Below are 19190 nucleotides of genomic sequence, written 5' to 3'. Positions count from 1 at the left end.
CCGCGCAGTAGAACGGCTCGCCGGCATCCGAGCGGCTGACCCGCCACGGGCCGGCGCCGACCACCTGCTTGGAGAGGCGCGCGGCGGGCTTGAGCAGCAGGACCACTTCCGCCAGTGGATCGACCATGGCCGGACTCCTGCAAACGAAGTATGGACTTCCGATTGTAGGCAGTACGGGGCAGGGTGCATACCGTGGTGGCTCGCCCACCACACGCGAGACCACCGAATGAAGACCGTGCTGATCACCGGCTGTTCCTCCGGCTTTGGACTGGAAACCGCGCGCCATTTCCTGGCGCGGGACTGGCGCGTCGTCGCCACCATGCGCACCCCGCGCGACGACCTGCTGCCGGCATCGGCCAACCTGCTCGTGCTGCCGCTGGATGTCACCGATCCGGAAAGCGTCCGGGCTGCCGTCGCCGGGGCAGGGGAGGTCGACGTACTCGTCAACAACGCCGGCTTCGGCGCGCCCGCACCGTTCGAGCTGATGGACATGGAAACGGTGCGCCGCCTGTTCGAGACCAACACCTTCGGCACGATCGCGATGGCCCAGGCGGTACTGCCGCAGGTGCGCGCGCGCGGATCCGGGGTCATCGTCAACGTGACCTCGAGCGCGACCTACAGGCCGCTGCCGCTGATTGGCGCGTATCGCGCCTCCAAGGCCGCGGTGAACGCGATCACCGAATCGCTCGCCGCCGAGATCGCGCAGTTCGGCCTGCGCGCGCACCTGGTGCTGCCGGGCTCTTCCGGCGATACCCGCTTCCGCGAGTCCGCCCGCCGCGGCCTGCGCGGGATCGACGATGCGGTGTATGGCCGCTTCATGCAGGACACCATCGCGCGCATGGCCGACTCGGTCGGACCCGGTACCCGGTCCACGGACGTGGCGCAGGCGGTCTGGCGCGCGACCAACGATCCTGCCGCGCCGCTGTACATCCCGGCCGGCGCGGATGCGGAGGAGTGGGCGAGGGAGGCGGGCTGAGGGCGCCGGGATGAGCGGATGGCAGGCCGGCGCCCGCTCGCCAGTCCTGCCGGAAATGCGATGGAGCGTCAGGCGGCCTGGAGCCGGTCTTCGCCCTCATCTTCCGCGGAGGACGGACGTGCGCGATGGCGTGCACCAGGGCACGTGATTGAAGCGCGGAAGGCGGCGATCCGGGGGTCTGGCGCTGCGGCGGCATCGATTTATAGCGGATTCGCTATAAACCACTAAACTCTTCATAACCCTGGTGCGCTGACGCGCGACTGCTTCCCGACGGTCCTGCGCATTCGCCGACATTGGATGTAGTTCTAGTCATATAGTGCGGGGACGGCAATATGCGCTGAGGTTGCTTGCTCCGGATGGGTGGCATGCCGAGGACCCAATGTCACAGGGGTCTCCACACCAGGGAGCCGACGCCATGTCCACACCCAAGGACCGCCGCCACGCCGGTCGATCCTGACCAGGCTGCGTTCGACCGCGTGACGCATGACTGTGATCAGCGTCTGGGGCGCCTCCATCGTGGACGTCCGGCGAGGCAGGCGCGCACCTCGGGGATCAGCGAAGGCCAAAGTGGGTCCAGCCTGGCAGGCACGGTTGCGTTGGCGTGGCGCGCGGAACCAAGGGTGGCCCGGCGGCGGCATGGATCCAATGGATCCAACGAGGCACGGATCCAACCAGGCGCCGGTTGCGGCTGGACGCGTCGGCCAGCCTGCAGCTTGGTTCATATCCAGATGGTTTGTTGGTGATGGCCGCGCCGGGGCTTACTGCTGACGGTTCCGGGAAGATAGGCCGCCTTGAGGGTCGGCAGGGAATCATTACAGAAACAGCCGAATCCGCTTTAAGCCTTTGATGTGGCTCTGCTTTTGCTTCTGTACAAGATTACGCTGCTGAGGCCACGAAGTGGCCTATTAGCTCAAAAAAGCCGAAAAAATCGGTCGCGCCTGTCCACTCTTCACTCCAGCACCTTGCTGGAATAGTCCAAGGGCGCGATCTCCTTCTCCAGATCGAGGGTGTAATCGCCGAACCGGTTGATGTGGCTGGTCCGGTACGGTGACAGACCGGCCAGGATGTCCGGCGACAGTTCGATCCCCTCCTTCCGTAGCTCGGCCAGTGTCCGGGTCATGCCCTCCACGTTGTGCAGGATGACCATGTTGGCCACCAGTTGACTGTACTTCACGATCTTGCGTTGCTCGTGCAGGACGTTCTCCGCGATCACGCCTTCCCCGCCGAAGAACACCCATTTCACGAACCCGTTGAACTCCTCGCTCTTGTTGGTGGCGGCCTGGATGGTCTTGCGGATTTCGATGTCGTCGATGTAACGCAGCAGGAACAGGGTCCGGACCGCCTTGCCCAGTTCGCGGAAGGCGAAGTACAGCTTGTTCTTCCGGCTGTAGGTGCCCAATCGACGCAGGATGGAGGACGCCGTGATCTTGCCCAGCCGGATGGAGACCACCACCCGCAGCATGTCGTGCAGGTGCGTGCCAATCAGCGCCCAGTCGATGCTCTCGCCGAACAAGGCCTGGATGTTCTGGTAGGCCTTGCCGGGTTCGGGCCGAAAGAACGTGAGGTCCTTGATGTTCCGGATTCGCGGCATCAGCTGGATACCCAGCAGGTGGGCCAAGCCGAAAACCGGATAGCTCTGCGCCTGCGTGTCACCGTGGACGACTTCCGGCTGGATGTCGGAGGTGTTGGCCAAGAGGCCGTCCAGGATGTAGATGGCCTCGTGCACGCCGCACGGAATGAAGTGGCTGAACAGCGCCACGTACTTGTCCGACACATGGTAGTAGCCGATGCCGCCGTAGCCGCCGTACCGGATGTGGTACTCCGACAGCAGGTTGTCCTCATAGACGCTCCATTTGGTGCCGTCGGCCGAGGCGCTGCGGCCACTGCCCCAGAACCCCGGCAGATCGAACTTGTTGTACGTGTTGATGACCTCGTTGATCGCCCTTTCCAGCGTTCCTTCATCGACGTACTTCAGGTTCAGCCAGGCGATCTGGCGCCGGCTGAACCCCTTGACCGACCGGGCCGTCTGCGTCGGACCCAGGTTGCAGCCGTAGCAGAACAGCGTGGTGATGACCCGCCTGGGGAGGTCGTCGACTTGCGCGTCGGTTCCGGAAAAGGGCCGGAAATGACGGTGCAGCGCCAGCCACTGCGCGGTGTCGATCAGCACGTCCACGATGCTGGTGGCCGGCAACCGCTCGGTGATCAGGCGATCCACGGTAGCGATCGCGCTGGACACCTCGGGACGCCGTGCCTTGCGCAAGACCAGTCGCCCTTCGACCAGGTCCGCATGCACGTTCTCCGGGAATCGCTGGTCGACCGCGTTGGCCAGATCGGCCAGTTCGGTGCGCAGGCTGGAGACGAAGGCCTCCGCATCGGTCGGGAGGCCGGAGACCTCGCCATAGGCCTCCAGCTCCTGGCTGAAGGTGGCTTCGTCGATCAGCTGTTCGCGATAGTCGTCGAACCGTTCGCTGTGCGGAATGAACAGGTCGCCAGACTTCAACTCGTCCTTGACCTGGACCAGGACCGCCAACTCGAAATACTTGCGGTGCATCCACCCCGCCCCGAGGGCGTTGGCCTTCTTGCCGAACACATGCTGGCGCCAGGCCTTGGACAGCCACTCGAAATCCTTGTCCACGTCCAACCCGAGGGAGGCCACCTCGATCAATTCGCGGCGCTGGTTGCGCAATGCAAGTACGGCGGCGATCAGCGGCTCCATGCCCGCGTCCTGAGTGGTGGACCGGAGCGTCATCAACTCCAGGCAATTAAGCAGCAAGGGCCTGGCGGTGCCGTAGGGCTGCAGCATGAACGGCAGGTAGTTCTTGCCGGCGTAGGCCATGTGCTCGTCGCATTCGGCCAGCAGCAGCGAGATGTCGGCCCGAAGGCTGTCGCCGATGGCATCCACCCGCTGGCTGTCGGTACCGTCCAACTGGAACGCCTGGAGGACATCCTTGAGCTGGCCGATCAGGTAGTCGGCCCGCTTGGAATGCTCAAGCTGGTAGGCAATCAGTTTCTGCTGGGCCAGATTCTCCAGTTTGCGCACCTGCTTGATGAACAGTTCGGCGGCATCGTCCAGGGTCTTGGCGTACTGGGCGCGGATGAAGATCGTGGCCAGCGCATACCGCTTGTCCTCGGTCAGTTCGGCCAGCTCGCTGGCGTCCAGGGCCCGGGCCATGGTCCGGAACTGCTTGAGCTTGGGCACCGGGATGTCGATCGGCGGCAGCTTTTCGGCCAATTGCTGGAGCATGCGGATGTGCTGCAGGTAGGTGCGCACCTCCTTGTTGGTCGGGCGGCCCGGCTCGCGTTTGAGCGTATGCCAGCCGGTGTAGCGCGATCCTTCCTTGGCGGACAACAGTTCGTCGATCAGCTTGCACACATCGGGGGCAAGGGCTTGTCCGATGCTGCGGAAATAACCCTCATGCACCTGCTCGCGCGCACGAATGGCCGCCAGTTCCAGCGTTCGGAAGCCAGGGAGTTCGTAGCGGTGGTGCACCAGTTCTTCGAGCAGGACATTCACGATGTCGGGAATGACATGCTTGGTCTGTGCCGCCGCGATCGCGACGGTGTCGAGCCAGGCCGTTCCATCCTTGCCCAGCGGACGCACGCCGAGAAACTGTCGCAGCAGCGTGACGTGGCGTTGCTTGCCGCCGGAGGTGTCGTAGGATTCCAGTCGGCCCAGCTTCAGGGCGCGACGCAGGCCGGCCGCTTGGGCGATGTGCTGCCGGATGCGTTCCGGCACCTCGGTCAATTGCGTGAAATAGCCCAGACGCTGGAATAGCTTCAGGTGGATCAGCACCGCCAGTTGGGTCGTGGGCTGGGTGGTGATGTCCCGCACGAAGGAAAGTTCAGCCGGGGTCGGCGTGTAGATCTCCTCCAGCTCCTTGGCGGTGGGATCGGGCTTCAGTCGCGGATAGGCGGTCTCTTGAACGGTGGCCATCGAATTCCTGGGGGCTCAGGTCAATCCCAGTGGCGGCCGTCGTCGCCGATCAGGGACGCTTCCAGGAAACATTGGTGGGTATCGGCCATCCGATGCAGGTCATCCAGCAAGGTGGCCAGGACTTCATCCAGATCCCGGTCCGGGTCGGGTGCCACGGCGAGGCGGTATTCGGTGCCTTCCGCGTTCAGGCGTTGGGCCTGGAACGGAGCTAGGCAGATTTCCTCGATACGCCCGCGCGCCTTGGCCACGCCGCGGCCGCTGCGGGCGAAGGGCGTCAGCAACAGGCGCAGGCTCACCGTGTAAGTCGGTGTCGGTTCGGGCGCTGGCGCCGGCAGTGCCGGCGGCGCGGGAGCTGCCACCGGTCCCGGCAGGCTGGCTTCGATGCGCTGGCGCGCGAAAGGATCGCCGCCGTCGATGTAGCGCATGGCCGAGTGCACGTCGCGCCAGCCGACGTACTCCATCAGCCCCTTCACGTCCCAACCGTTGGCGTTGGCCCAGCCGGCAAAGCCGCGGCGCAGCGAGTGGCTGCTGTACTCCTCCGCATCCGGCAAGCCAGCGGCGGTGAGCAGATGGCGCAGCAGTGGGATCAGGCTGTTGGGATGCAGCGCCTCGTCCGCGACATGGCCCCAGCGATCAACGGCGCGGAACAGCGGCCCCTCGGTCAGTCCGGCCGCGTCGATCCACTCCCAGGTCGCGGTCACCGGGCACAGCCGCGACAGCGCCGGCACCTTGTACGTGTTGCCCTGCGCCTGCCGGTCGCCCTTGCTGCGAGGCAGGAAACAGGTCATCCCCTCACCGGTGACCAGGCGCAGGTGCTCGACCTGCACACGGATCAATTCGTCGCCGCGGAAGCCGCGCCAAAAGCCAAGCAACAGCAAGGCCCGGTCGCGCTGATGGCGCAGTTCGTCCGCGCGGGCACCGCGACCTCGCGCCGCCGCGATCGCGCCCGCTAACCAGTCATCCACCTGCGCCAGCCGGGTCAGCTGCAGCGGTTCGGCCTGCTTCTCCACCGACGGATGCAGCGTCTGGATACCCTTGAGTACCTTGCGCACCAGCGGCGCCCGCGTCGGATCCACGAAGCCGTGTTCGCGATGCCAGCCCGCCAAGGCCGCAAGGCGGTGCCGCAGCGTGTTGGTGGAGAGCTGACCCGCGTGGTCGGCCAGGTAGCGGGCCACGCTGTCCGGCGTGGCTGGCAGATGCCCGCCCCATTCGACCTCGAAGTGGCGCAGCGCCGAGGCGTAGCTGCGCTGCGTGTTTTTGCGTTCGGCGGCCTCCAGGTACCGTTCCAGAGTCATGGACGACACTCCGGATCCGCACACGGAGTCGGATTGTTATCTGTGCGCCGCAGCGCCCCCAGAATGGTGCAGGTTCCGCGCTCGCCGCCGGCACACTGGGCGATCACCCGCTCCAACTCGCCGGCCATGCGGGTCAGCGCCTCGATCCGCTGGTGGATGTCGGCCAGATGTGCACGCGCCAGTGCATCGACGTCGCCGCACGACAGCTTCGGATCGTCGTTCAGGTGCAGCAGGCTGCGGATCTCCTCCAGGCTGAAACCCAGTTCGCGCCCGCGGCTGATGAACCGCAGCCGCTCGACATCGGCCGGCGCGTAGGCGCGGTAGCCGCTTCCGGTTCGCGTCGGCCGCGGCATCAGCCCGACACGTTCGTAGTAGCGGATGGTCTCCAGGTGGCAGCCACTGGCGGCTGCCGCTTCGCTGATCTTCACATGCTTGACTCCGTAGCTGCTACAGACTTTATCCTTCGCCGCATTCCGCTGCCACCCTGGCCGGATGGCATCTGTTCGACGAGGACCCGATGAGCGATTGCGGCTGTCACCACGAGGCAAAGAACGCGCAGGAACGGCGTGTGCTGAAGATCGCCCTGGTGCTCAATGCCGTCATGGCGGTGATCGGCGGCCTTGCCGGCTGGATCGCCCAGTCGACCGGCCTGCTGGCCGACGCCCTGGACATGCTGTCCGACGCCACCGCCTACGCGATCGGCCTGGTGGCCATTGGGCGCACCGCCCGATTCAAGGCGAACGCGGCCTGGCTCAGTGGCAGCGTGCTGCTCGTGCTCGGTATCGGCGTTCTGGTGGAGGTAGGCCGGCGCGTCGTCTATGGTGCCGAGCCGCTCAGCGGCTGGATGATCGGCACGGCCCTGCTGTCGCTGGTGGTCAACGTCACCGTGTTGCGTCTGCTCGCTCCGCTGAAGGCCGGTGAAGTCCACCTGCGCGCCACGTGGTTGTTCACCCGTGCGGATGTCGTGGCCAACATCGGCGTCATCCTGGCCGGCGTATTGGTCCTCTGGCTGGCCACTCCGTACCCGGACTACGTCATCGGCACCTTGATTGGCTTGTACGTGATCAAGGAAGCCATCGAGATTCTCGGCGATGCCCACCGGGCCCACGCCGCATCGAAGCCGCCCGCCGCATGACCTTGCACCGCGCCCGGTTCGCCCCCCATCGCTGGCTGATGCTGGCGATCCTGGCGCTGGGCTTGGTGGTGCAACCCATCCTGGGCTCGGTCAGCGAATTGCACGAACTGACCCATGACGTGGCCGGCACGCATGGCAGCGAGGAAACCCTGACCGCCGGTGAAGACGACACGGCCGGCGCCTTGCACGTGGTGCATCACTTCGCCCATTGCTGCGGCCACGCGGTGCCGACGGCCGCTGCGCCCGTGGTCTTCTCCCAAATCAGCCACATCGAACCCACGAGTCTGACGGCGTCGCGCCGTGTGCCCAGCGGGCGATGGCTCGCACCTTTCCGACCTCCGATCGCAGCCTGACGACTCGCCGGCGTTGTGCCGGGTCTCTGGCCCTTTCCGATTGGAGTGTTTCCATGTCTGTGCGACTTGCGGCGTTGGCCGCGCTGGTCGCTGTGTCCGCCATCGCATGGCCGGCGCACGCGGCTGATCGACTTTCCCTGGACGAGGCGTTTGCACGCGTCGCCCAGACCCATCCCGATCTGCGCCTCTTCGGAGCGCGGCAGGACATCCTGTCCGCCGACCTGGAGCGGGCGGCCCTACGGCCGGCGTGGGTCGCCGGCGCGAGCGTCGAGAACGCCTTCGGCACCGGCGAGGCCAGCGGCCTGGACGGCGCCGAGCTCACCCTGAGCCTGGCTTCGGTCCTGGAACGCGGCGGCAAGCTCGACGCCCGCCGTACGCTGGCACAAAGCCGCATCAATGCGCTCGCGGTCGAGCGTGAGGCACGGCGGCTCGATCTGCTGGCCGAAGTGGCACGTCGCTATCTGGCAATGGTGGCGGCGCAGCGGCAACGGGACATCGCCGAGCTTGATATCGCGCAACGGCAGCGCGCCGTCGCCGGAGCGCGGCATCGCCTGCAGGCCGGCGCGTCGCCCGAATCGGTCGTGCTCACCGCGCAGGCGGCCTTGGCGCGTGCGGAATTGGACCGCGCACGAGCCGAACAACGCTTCGCCGCGACCCGACAGCACCTGGCGGCGTTATGGGGCGAGCGAGCACCGACATTCGACGTTGTAGCCGCCGATCCAACAGCGTTGCCCCAAGTCGCTTCGTTTGCCCAGCTCACCTCCACCCTGGAGCAGACACCGGAACTGGCCCAGTTCGTTGGCGAGCGCCGGATCCGTGAGGCGCGCCTGCAGCTCGCGCGTGCCGACGCCAAGGCTGACCTCGACTGGGAGGTGGGCGTGCGCCGCTTACAGGCGACCGACGACATGGCGCTGGTGGGCAGTATCTCGATGCCGTTGGGAGCGAGCCGCCGGGCGCAGCCGGAGATCCGCGCGGCCGAAGCGGAACTCACCGCACTGGAAATCGAACGCGAATCCAAAGGGTTGTCCCTGTATTCGACGTTGGCCGAAGCGCACGGGCGCTACCTCACGGCACAGCTGGAGGTGGACCGGCTGGGCACCGACGTGCTGCCCAAGCTCGCCAAAGCCGAAGCCGCGGCGGAACGCGCCTACCGCGCCGGCGCCATCAGCTACCTGGAATGGGCGCAGCTGCAGTCGGAACGCACCGCAGCCCGCAAACAGCAACTCGACGCCGCGCTGGAAGCCCAGCGCGCCCTTATCGAAATCCAGCGCCTGACCGGTGCGCCGTTCGTGGCAGCACCGGCACAGGCGACGCAGGGAGGTACCCCATGAAGTGGACACACTGGATCAGCGCACTGACGCTGGCCGTTCTGTTGAGCGCATGCGGCGGCGCGAAGCCGTCCAACGAAACCGATCACGAAGAAGGCGAAGCACACGCCGCAGAGGAAGGCCACGAGGAGGCGCCCGACCGCACCACCATCGCGGCGAAAGTCGCCCAGGACGCCGGCATTCGTGTCGCACCGGCGGCAGCCGGCATCATCGCCGACGAGCACGAAGTCCAGGGCCTGCTCACACCGGTCGAAGGCCGCGTCGCCAAGGTCATGGCGCGCTTTCCCGGTCCGATCCGTTCACTGCGTGCCAACGTGGGTGATCGCGTGCGTGCGGGGCAGCCGTTGGCCACCATCGAAAGCAACCTTAGCCTCACGACTTACACGGTCCCCGCGCCAATCTCCGGCGTCGTGCTCGCTCGTAATGCATCGATCGGCACGGTGGCCAGCGAAAGCGCGGCGCTGTACGAGATCGCGGACCTGTCGGAACTATGGGTGGACCTGCACATCTTCGGTGCGGATGCTCAGCACATCACGGCTGGCGTGCCGGTGCGGGTCACGCGCTTGAGCGACGGACTTACTGCCGAAACGACGCTCGAACGCGTGCTGCCGGGCACTGCGACCGCCAGCCAGAGCACCGTGGCGCGCGCAACGATTCGCAACCTCGATGGCCTGTGGCGTCCGGGCTCGGCGGTAAAGGCCCGCGTCACCGTGGACCAAGCGCCGGCGAAGCTGGTTGTGCCCGTCACCGCCTTGCAGACCGCCGAGGACCAGGACGTGGTCTACGTGCAGCAGGGCGACACCTACCGCGTCCGGCCAGTGAAGCTGGGCCGCCGTGATGCGGAGCGCGTGGAAGTACTGGATGGGCTCAAGGCGGGTGAGCGCGTGGTCGTGGCGCAAAGCTTCCTGGTCAAGGCGGACATCGAAAAGTCCACCGTTGAAGAAGACCACTGAGGCCCGCCATGCTCGAACGCCTCATTCGCTTCTCCATCCGCCATCGCTGGCTGATGCTGGTGCTCACCGTCGCGCTGATCGCGCTGGGCGTATGGAGCTATCGGCATCTGCCGATCGATGCCACGCCCGACATCACCAACGTACAGGTCCAGATCAATACCCAGGCGCCGGGCTACTCGCCGCTGGAAGCCGAACAACGCGTCACGTTCCCGATCGAAACGGCAATGGCCGGCCTGCCCAAGCTGGATTACACCCGTTCGCTGTCGCGTTACGGACTCTCGCAGGTCACCGTGGTCTTTGCGGACGGCACGGACCTGTACTTCGCCCGGCAACAGGTCGCCGAGCGGCTGCAGCAGATCGCCTCGCAACTGCCCGAAGGCCCGGACCCGGAGATGGGGCCGATCTCCACGGGGCTTGGCGAGATCTTCATGTACACCGTGGAGGCTGAGCCGAATGCCCGCAAGCCGGACGGAACCCCGTATACGGCCACCGACCTGCGCACCCTGCAGGACTGGGTGATCCGCCCGCAGCTGCGCAACACGCCCGGCGTCACCGAGGTCAATACCATCGGCGGCTTCGAGCGGCAGATCCACATCACGCCCGATCCGGCTCAACTGGTCGCGTTGGGGTTCACCCTGCATGACGTAGTGCAGGCGATCGCTCGCAACAACCAGAACATCGGCGCGGGCTACATCGAGCGCAACGGCCAGCAATTTCTGGTGCGCGTGCCTGGGCAACTGGCGGACCTGGAAGCGATCCGCAATATCGTGCTGGACCGGCGCGAAGGCGTGCCGATTCGGGTGCGCGATGTCGCCACGGTCGGCGAAGGCAAGGAACTGCGCACCGGCGCAGCTACGCAGAACGGTCACGAGGTCGTGGTCGGCACCGCCTTCATGCTGTTCGGCGCCAACAGCCGCGAGGTGTCCCGTGCCGCGGCCGAGAAGCTGGAGGCCGCCAATGCCAGCCTGCCGGCAGGCGTACGTGCCAAGGCGGTCTATGACCGTACCGCGCTGGTCGACCGCACCATCGGCACCGTCGCCAAGAACCTGATCGAGGGCGCGTTACTGGTAGTCCTGGTGTTGTTCCTGCTATTGGGGAATGTTCGTGCGTCGCTGATCACCGCCGCGGTGATTCCGCTGGCGATGCTGTTCACCATCATCGGCATGGTGCGCGGCGGCGTGTCGGGCAACCTGATGAGCCTGGGCGCGCTCGATTTCGGCCTGATCGTCGATGGCGCCGTGATCATCATCGAGAACTGCCTGCGCCGCTTCGGTGAAGCGCAGCACGCACTCGGCCGCGATCTCAACGACGAGGAGCGTTTCGACCTGACCGCCTCGGCGACCGCAGAAGTGATCCGGCCCAGCCTGTTCGGCTTGGGCATCATCGCCGCGGTATATCTGCCGATCTTCGCGCTCTCGGGCGTGGAAGGAAAAATGTTCCATCCGATGGCGATCACCGTGGTGCTGGCGTTGACCGGCGCGATGATGCTGTCGCTGACCTTCGTGCCAGCGGCGATTGCGACCTTCCTGCGCGGCCGTGTGGCGGAGCACGACAACTGGCTGATGCGCCGGTCGAGGGCCCGCTACACGCCATTGCTGGACTGGGCGTTGCATCACCGCGTCGCAGTGCTGGCCGGCGCCGCGCTGCTGGTGGTCGCCTGCGGACTATTGGCTACGCGTCTCGGCTCGGAGTTCGTGCCGAGCCTGGACGAAGGCGACATCACCGTGCAGGCGATGCGCATCCCAGGCACCAGTCTGGAGCAGTCGGTGGCGATGCAGGAGACGTTGGAGAAGCGTCTGGCCCAGTTCCCAGAAGTGGCCAATGTGTTCTCCAAAATCGGCACCGCCGAGGTGGCCACCGATCCGATGCCGCCGTCGATGGCCGACACCTTCCTGATGCTCAAGCCGCGCGACCAGTGGCCGGACCCGCGCAAGCCCAAGGCGGAACTGATCGAGGTACTGGAAACCGCGGCCCGCGAGATCCCGGGCAGCAACTACGAGTTCACCCAGCCGATCCAGATGCGCACCAACGAGCTCATCTCCGGCGTGCGCTCGGACGTGGCGGTAAAGGTCTACGGCGACGATCTCGGTCAGCTGGCGCGACTGGCCGCGCGGGTCGAGCGCGTGATGCGCCAAGTGCCCGGTGCAGAGGACGTGAAAGCCGAACAGGTCACGGGATTGCCACTGCTCGCCGTGACGCCGGACCCCGTCGCACTGGCGCGCTACGGCCTCAACCCGGGCGACGTGCAGGACACCGTTGCTACGGCCATTGGCGGCGAGGTCGCTGGCCAGCTGTTCGAGGGCGATCGCCGCTTCGCGCTGGTCGTGCGTTTGCCGGAGTCGCTGCGCCAGGATCCGGCGGTGTTGGCGGACTTGCCGATCCCGCTGCCCGAGAGCGCGAACGCTGACGAATCCAGCCGCGAAGCCGCCTGGCGCAGCGGCGGTCCGCGCACGGTACCGCTGCGCGAAGTGGCCGAGGTACAGATCCAGCGCGGACCGAACCAGATCAACCGCGAGAACGGCAAGCGCCGGGTGGTGATCACCGCCAACGTGCGCGAACGCGACCTGGGCGGTTTCGTCGCGGAACTGCGCACACGCATCGGTCGCGATGTGAAGCTGCCCGAGGGCTACTGGATCGACTACGGCGGCACGTTCGAGCAGTTGATCTCCGCGAGCCAGCGCCTGGCAGTGGTCGTGCCGGTCACGCTGGCGCTCATTTTCGCGTTGCTCTTCATGGCCTTCGGCTCGGCCAAGGACGCGGCGATCGTGTTCAGCGGCGTGCCACTGGCGCTGACCGGCGGCGTCATCGCACTGGCCTTGCGCGGGATTCCGTTGTCGATTTCCGCCGGCGTCGGCTTCATCGCCTTGTCCGGCGTGGCGGTGCTCAATGGTCTGGTCATGATCGCCTTCATCCGTCGCCTGCGCGAGCAAGGCGATCCGCTCGAGAACGCGGTCCGCGACGGCGCGCTGGGCCGGTTGCGGCCGGTGCTGATGACCGCGCTGGTGGCTTCGCTGGGTTTCCTGCCGATGGCCTTCAACGTCGGCGCCGGTTCGGAGGTCCAACGCCCACTGGCGACGGTGGTCATCGGCGGCATCCTATCCTCGACCGCATTGACGCTGCTGGTGCTGCCAGTCCTGTATCGCTGGGTGCACCGGGATCGCACGGTGCAGGCGCAGGTCTGACGCCCGCGAGAGAAAGCAGATGCACGAAGTCGATATCGAAGCCGTGCGCATGGCGATGTTCGCCCACTCCGGCGTGAAGGCGGTGGACTCACCGCGCCTGTATCAATCTGCGACCGGCATCGGCCTGGCCGCCACCCTTACGGTGGCGGTCCCCGATGTGGACCAGACGAACGTCCGCGACACGATCGCCACCGTCCTGCGCGAGCGGTTCGGTATCGACGAGGTGGACTTGCAGTTCCAGGACCCAGGGCCGATTCCTCACACGCTCGATATCTCGCGAGGGCTGATCGAAAAGATGTAGGCCCAGCCGACCATCGGAGGTGAATCGTCATGGGGCTCCGGATGCCAACCAACGAGCCCGAGCGCTCTTGATCGAGTGGCAGATTGTCCGACGGACCCGGTTCGTCTCCAATCGTCACTCCGAATGCGTTTCATACCGGCGACCTTGACACGCCCGTGTGTGAAACGCTATCAGGCGGGATAATTCACTATTATCACGCGTCAAATTCACAGGTATTTTCGGGCAACTACGCCGCTTGAATAGTATGTAATTACGTGGTATGTAATAAATTACGAAATAATCCGAGGAGGCAGCCATGGCCCGCGGCGGGTTGTACAAGAGCGACGTGCAGAGGGCCCGCGATGCCTTGCGGGCGCAGGGCAAGCACCCGTCGGTGGACGCGGTGCGGGTGGCGCTGGGCAATACCGGCTCCAAGACCACGATCCACCGTTACCTGAAGGAGCTGGAGGAGGAAGAAGGGCAAGGCCTCGGCGCCGAGGTTGCCGTCAGCGAGGCGCTGCAGGACCTGGTCGGCCGGCTGGCGGGGCGGCTGCACGAGGAGGCCGAGGCGGTCGTGGCCGAAGCCCAGCAGCGCTTTGCGGCGCAGTTGCAGGAGCGCAGCGAAGCGCTGGAACAAGCGCGGCAGGAAGCAACCGCGCTGAGCAACCAGCTGCAACGCACCGAGGCCGCGCTGCACGAGGAGCGGACCGCTCATGCGTCGGCGCAGCAGTCCCTGGCGGAGCGGGTCACGGAAATCGCCCAGCTCGGCGAGCGTATCGCCGGCCTGACTGCCCGTGTGGCCGAGCATGAAGCCCATGCGAAATCGCTCGAAGAGAAACATGCCCACGCCCGCGAAGCGCTGGAGCACTACCGGACCTCGGTGAAGGAGCAGCGCGAGCAAGAGCAGCGCCGCCACGAGCACCAGGTGCAGGAGTTGCAGGTGGCGCTACGCCAGGCCAACGAGGCCCTGACAGTCAAGAACCACGAACTACTGCAGCTCAATCGCGACAACAGCCAGTGGGTGGAGCGCCACGGGCGCCTGGAGCGGGAACTGGCCGACGCCCGCCGCGGCATCGAGGCCCAGCAGAAGGAACTGGATGCCTTGCGGCTGACGGCCGCCGAGCACCAAGCCCTGCAGGGGCGCTGGGCCGAAGACGCACAGGCCCTGGAGAACGCGCGTGCCGAGCTGGCCAGCACTCGCGCCGAAGCGATCAAGGAACGGGAACGCCGCGAGCGGGCCGAAGCCGACGCCTTGCGCGCCGGCGTACGCCTGGAAACACTGGAGCAGCTATTGGCGCAGCTGAAACCTGATCAAACCACGAATGAGGCAGGCACGTGATCCGCATGAGCATCACGCACCCCCTGCGTATCGCCGAACTACCAATCGGCGAACGGGGCGGGGCCATTGGAGTCACCTTTGCCCCTGGGAAGTACCAAGAGGCCGCCATGACCGGCGTCTGGGCAAGAGATTTGGATTGCGATTTAGCCGCCATCCGCTCTTGGGGTGCCGCCTATCTGATCACACTCATCGAACCGTGGGAGTTCGATGAACTCCGAATCTCCTCGCTGCCAGAGCGAGCAAGAGCGCATGGGCTGACTTGGCACGGTCTACCGATTACGGATGGCGAGGCACCGGATGACAGGCTGCTTGAACGATGGAAAGAAATCGGCCCAGCGCTGGTGACCAGCTTGATGGCCGGCGAGCGAGTAGTCGTGCATTGCAAGGGCGGATTGGGCCGCGCGGGCACGGTAGCCTCCATGCTGTTGCTTGATACGCATACCGTGGCAACAGCGGATGAAGCGATGTTGCATGTTCGTGCTGCCAGGCCGGGCGCGATTGAAACATCTGCCCAGGAAAAGTTTCTCCGCGTATGGGCTAAGCGGACAAAGGGTGGCGAAAGGACCGTTGGCAGCAGCGATCCAATTGCAGGAACCCATTAGATTTCATCACGTTACGAGGGATTCGGCTGTTTCTGTAATGATTCCCTGCCGACCCTCCGCCTTGGCAGCGATGGCGGCGGTGCCTGGCGGCGGGCCGCAGCAGCGGAAAACCAAGTGTCTGCTGCCAAGCAATCGCCCCCCTCGTAAGTGATTGAAACCTAAGAAGTGACTTGTTTCCGAGGAAGTGATTTCTCGGCGGGTCCGAAGCCAACAAGCTGCCCCGGTTTCGACTAAGCGCCAACATGCGCCCCTTGGTCGCCGCCAGCGCCAAGCAACCGCCCCCGGCTTGCCAGAGGCGTCAACAAACCGCCTCCTGGGCGAGCGCATGGAATTCTTGAGGGCGCGCGTCCGCTTGCCCCCAGCCGCGTCCTACGCGGCTGTCTGCGGCCAAGAAAATGCCCCGCAGCAAGCAACACGCATTCCATTTCACATCGACAAATGCCCTGACCGTCATCAGCTGCGGCGCTGCTTCGTCTTTGCCCATCATTGGCGCGCTCCAGGAAAGATGGTGATCACGCTAGACCTGTGTCCCGCACACAGGTCAAGCTCGGCTGACACGCCTCCATCCACACCAAGGCATCGAGTGCTCCCGCAGCGATAATCTTGGGTCAACGCACACGCGGACCGCCTTTGCCCTGGCGCGTTGAAGGTCGGCCACATCACGACACGTCCGCCGGCAGCGCAGCAGCCATTGGCCGCTTCCTGGCCAGCTGCCGCTGCTTGATCAACGAGTACAGTGCCGGGATCACCACCAGCGTCAGCACCGTCGACGACACCATGCCGCCCACCATCGGCGCGGCGATGCGGCGCATGACTTCCGAGCCTGTGCCGCTGCTCCACATGATCGGCAGCAGGCCGGCCATGATCGCGACCACGGTCATCATCTTCGGGCGCACGCGGTCGACCGCGCCTTCGATGATCGCGTCGCGCAGATCGCCGGCATCCAGCGAGCGGCCTTCGGCCTGGCGCTGCGCGGCGCGAGCTTCCAGCGCGTGGTCGAGATAGATCAGCATCACCACGCCGGTTTCCGCGGCGACGCCGGCCAGTGCGATGAGGCCGACGATCACCGCGACGCTGACGTTGTAGTCGAGCATCCACATCAGCCACACGCCGCCGACCAGTGCGAACGGCACCGACAGCATCACGATCAGCGACTCGGTGACGCGGCGGAAGTTGAGGTACAGCAGCAGGAAGATCAGCGCCAGCGTCACCGGGACGACGACGCGCATCTTTTCTGCGGCGCGCTGCATGTACTCGTACTGTCCGCTCCAGGTCACGTAGTAGCCCGGCGGGAACTGCACCTGCTCGGTGACCGCTTCCTGCGCAGCCTTCACGTAGCGGCCGAGATCGCTCTCTCGGGTGTCGACGTAGATGTACGCCGCCAGCATCGCGTTCTCGGTGCGGATGCTCGGCGCATCCTTCCTGACCTCAATCCGCGCCAGTTCGCCCAGCGGCACCTGGGCGCCGCCGGGTACCGGCACAAGGACCTGGCTGCCTATCCGGTGCGGATCGTCGCGGAGTTCGCGGGGATAGCGCACGATCGCGCTGAAGCGTCCGCGGCCCTGGAGGATGGTGGTGACGATCTCGCCGCCCAGCGCGGCGGCCACCACGTTCTGCACCTCGCCCAGGGTGACGCCGTACTGGGCCAGGCTGCCAAGGTCGGGGGTGATGTCGAGGTAGTAGGCGCCGGTCAGGCGTTCGGCGAACGCGCTGGTCGTGCCCGGCACTTCGCGCACCACGGCTTCGATCTCGGTGGCCAGCGCGTCGAGTTGCTCAAGGTCCGTGCCGAAGAGTTTGATGCCCACGGGCGTGCGGATGCCGGTGGCCAGCATGTCGGTGCGCGCCTTGATCGGCATCGTCCAGGAGTTGGCGACGCCCGGGAACTTCAGCGCCGCGTCCATCTCGGCGATGAGCTTGTCGGTGGTCATGCCGTCCCGCCATTCGTCCTCGGGCTTGAGGTTGATGACGGTCTCGAACATCTCCAGCGGCGCCGGGTCGGTGGCGGTCAGGGCGCGACCCGCCTTGCCGAACACCGACTCCACTTCCGGGAAGCCCTTGATGATCCGGTCCTGCTGCTGCAGCAGCTCCGATGCCTTGGTCACCGACATGCCGGGAAGCGACGCGGGCATGTACAGCAGCGTGCCTTCGTTGAGCGTGGGCATGAACTCGCTGCCCAGGCGCGATGCCGGCCACAGGCTGGCGAACAGGGCGACCAGCGCGATCGCGATCGTGGCCATCCGGTACCGCAGGACCACGTTGATCACGGACCGATAGGCCGCAACCAGGAACCGGTTCACCGGATTCTTGTGCTCGGGCACGATCTTGCCGCGCACGAACAGCAGCATGAGTACCGGTACCAGCGTGATCGACAACAGCGCGCCACCGGCCATCGCGAAGGTCTTGGTGAATGCCAGCGGCTTGAACAGGCGACCTTCCTGAGCCTCCAGGGCGAACACGGGCAGGAACGAGACGGTGATGATCATCAGGCTGAAGAACAGCGCCGGCCCGACCTCGCGACAGGCATCGATGATCAGCTGGGTCCGGCTGCGGGAGCCGTCGGAGCGCTCGATGTGCTTGTGCGCGTTCTCGATCATCACGATCGCCGCGTCGACCATCACGCCAATCGAGATCGCGATGCCGCCCAGGCTCATGATGTTGGAGTTCATGCCCAGCATGCGCATCGCGATCACCGCGATCAGCACGCCGACGGGCAGCATGACGATCGCGACCAGCGCGCTGCGCGCATGGAACAGGAATACCAGGCACACCAGTGCGACGATCAGGCTCTCCTCGAGCAGCGTCGTGCGTAGCGTCTTGATCGCGCGCACGATGAGATCGGAGCGGTCGTAGACCGCCTGGACGCTGACGCCCTCGGGGAGTCCACTCGCAAGCTGGGCGATCTTGTCCTTCACCCCCCCGATCACGGCCAGGGCGTTTTCGCCGAAGCGCGCAATGGCGATCCCGCCCACAACGTCGCCTTCGCCGTCCAGGTCGGCGATGCCACGGCGCTCATCGGGTACCAGTTCGACCCGGGCGACGTCGCCGATCAGCACCGGTGCGCCCCCTTCGGCGCGCAGAACCAGGCTCTCGATATCCTCGATACCGCGCAGGTAGCCGCGGCCCCGCACCATGTACTCGGTCTCGGCCATCTCGATCACGCGGCCGCCGACGTCGCGGTTGCTCGCGGCGATCACTTCGGACACGCGTGAAATCGGGATGTCGAACTCGCGCAGCCGGACCGGATCGACGGTGATCGAGTACTGGCGCACGAAGCCGCCGACGCTGGCGACCTCGGCCACGCCGGGCGCGGTGGTGAGCTGGTAACGCAGGTACCAGTCCTGCATCGCGCGCAGCTCGTCCAGCGAGTGGCGGTCGCTCTGCAGCACGTACTGGTAGACCCAGCCCACGCCGGACGCGTCGGGTCCCAGTGCCGGTGCCACGCCAGCCGGCAGGTTTTTCGACGCGACGTTGAGGTTCTCGAGCACCCGCGAGCGCGCCCAGTACAGGTCCGTGCCTTCTTCGAAGATGACGTAGATGAAGGAGGCGCCGAAGAACGAGAAGCCGCGGACGTCCTTCGACTTCGGCGTCGCGAGCAGGGCGCTGGTCAGCGGATAGGTGACCTGGTCCTCGACCACCTGGGGCGCCTGCCCCGGGTACTCCGTGAACACGATCACCTGCACGTCCGACAGATCCGGTTGTGCGTCCAGCGGCGTGTTCATCAGTGCGTAGATGCCACCGGCGACAATCGCCAGCGCCATCAGCAGCACCAGGAAGACGTTGCGCACCGACCATTCAACGAGACGGCCAAGCATG

Annotated in this window: 14 protein-coding genes; 9 read left to right on the top strand and 5 right to left on the bottom strand. The window is 65.8% G+C overall.

The window, feature by feature from the left end:
- Positions 1–226 precede the first annotated feature (226 nt).
- On the top strand, positions 227–976 hold the full coding sequence (locus B351_RS0110310; protein WP_019398961.1) for an SDR family oxidoreductase: 750 nt from the start codon (positions 227–229) through the stop codon (positions 974–976).
- Positions 977–1925: 949 nt separating this feature from the next.
- On the opposite strand, the gene B351_RS0110305 is transcribed toward B351_RS0110310, so the two are convergent.
- The 3 genes from B351_RS0110305 to B351_RS16625 are packed head-to-tail and all read right to left on the bottom strand — an operon-like array spanning position 1926 to position 6633.
- Positions 1926–4910 carry a Tn3 family transposase gene (locus B351_RS0110305; RefSeq protein ID WP_019398960.1) on the bottom strand — a complete coding sequence of 995 codons (2985 nt, stop codon included), beginning with the start codon at positions 4908–4910 and terminating at the stop codon, positions 1926–1928.
- 20 nt (positions 4911–4930) lie between these two features.
- Positions 4931–6205 (bottom strand): site-specific integrase, encoded by a 1275-nt coding sequence (locus tag B351_RS16630; RefSeq protein WP_019398959.1) that lies wholly within the window; start codon positions 6203–6205, stop codon positions 4931–4933.
- Positions 6202–6633 carry a helix-turn-helix domain-containing protein gene (locus B351_RS16625; protein ID WP_019398958.1) on the bottom strand — a complete coding sequence of 144 codons (432 nt, stop codon included), beginning with the start codon at positions 6631–6633 and terminating at the stop codon, positions 6202–6204. Before B351_RS16625 ends, B351_RS16630 begins: the two co-directional genes overlap by 4 nt.
- 89 nt (positions 6634–6722) lie before the next feature.
- Between B351_RS16625 and B351_RS0110290 the strand changes: the two genes are divergently transcribed.
- The 8 genes from B351_RS0110290 (at position 6723) to B351_RS17350 (ending at position 15377) form a co-directional block, all read left to right on the top strand.
- Entirely contained in the window at positions 6723–7340 is a 618-nt protein-coding gene (locus tag B351_RS0110290; protein WP_026010596.1) for a cation transporter, read from the top strand.
- 38 nt (positions 7341–7378) lie between these two features.
- The gene (locus tag B351_RS0110285) at positions 7379–7693 is read left to right on the top strand and encodes a hypothetical protein (protein ID WP_125109444.1); all 315 of its coding nucleotides are present in this window, start codon (positions 7379–7381) and stop codon (positions 7691–7693) included.
- 53 nt (positions 7694–7746) lie between these two features.
- Positions 7747–9024, top strand: a complete 1278-nt coding sequence (locus B351_RS0110280) for a TolC family protein (RefSeq protein WP_019398955.1) — start codon at positions 7747–7749, stop codon at positions 9022–9024.
- Entirely contained in the window at positions 9021–9974 is a 954-nt protein-coding gene (locus B351_RS16620) for an efflux RND transporter periplasmic adaptor subunit (RefSeq protein WP_019398954.1), read from the top strand. Before B351_RS0110280 ends, B351_RS16620 begins: the two co-directional genes overlap by 4 nt.
- An 8-nt stretch (positions 9975–9982) precedes the next feature.
- A complete protein-coding gene (locus B351_RS0110270; protein WP_026010595.1) occupies positions 9983–13156 on the top strand; it encodes an efflux RND transporter permease subunit in 3174 nt (1057 codons plus the stop codon).
- Positions 13157–13175: 19 nt separating this feature from the next.
- The gene (locus tag B351_RS16615) at positions 13176–13457 is read left to right on the top strand and encodes a hypothetical protein (RefSeq protein ID WP_019398952.1); all 282 of its coding nucleotides are present in this window, start codon (positions 13176–13178) and stop codon (positions 13455–13457) included.
- A gap of 295 nt (positions 13458–13752) precedes the next feature.
- Complete coding sequence (locus B351_RS0110260; RefSeq protein ID WP_019398951.1) at positions 13753–14775, top strand: DNA-binding protein; 1023 nt, start codon at positions 13753–13755, stop codon at positions 14773–14775.
- A gap of 5 nt (positions 14776–14780) precedes the next feature.
- Positions 14781–15377 carry a cyclin-dependent kinase inhibitor 3 family protein gene (locus B351_RS17350; RefSeq protein WP_083852432.1) on the top strand — a complete coding sequence of 199 codons (597 nt, stop codon included), beginning with the start codon at positions 14781–14783 and terminating at the stop codon, positions 15375–15377.
- Positions 15378–15675: 298 nt separating this feature from the next.
- Here the strand turns inward: B351_RS17350 and B351_RS17655 are convergent, their stop codons facing one another.
- Entirely contained in the window at positions 15676–15861 is a 186-nt protein-coding gene (locus tag B351_RS17655) for a hypothetical protein (protein WP_125111685.1), read from the bottom strand.
- Between the two features lie 175 nt (positions 15862–16036).
- A complete protein-coding gene (locus tag B351_RS16610) occupies positions 16037–19189 on the bottom strand; it encodes an efflux RND transporter permease subunit (RefSeq protein WP_050992187.1) in 3153 nt (1050 codons plus the stop codon).
- Between the last annotated feature and the right edge of the window lies 1 nt (position 19190).

The organism is Pseudoxanthomonas sp. GW2 (genome assembly GCF_000283075.1).
Taxonomy (GTDB): Bacteria; Pseudomonadota; Gammaproteobacteria; order Xanthomonadales; family Xanthomonadaceae; genus Pseudoxanthomonas.
Note: the sequence above shows the minus strand (reverse complement) of the source record. Positions and strands in the feature narration are given on the sequence as shown.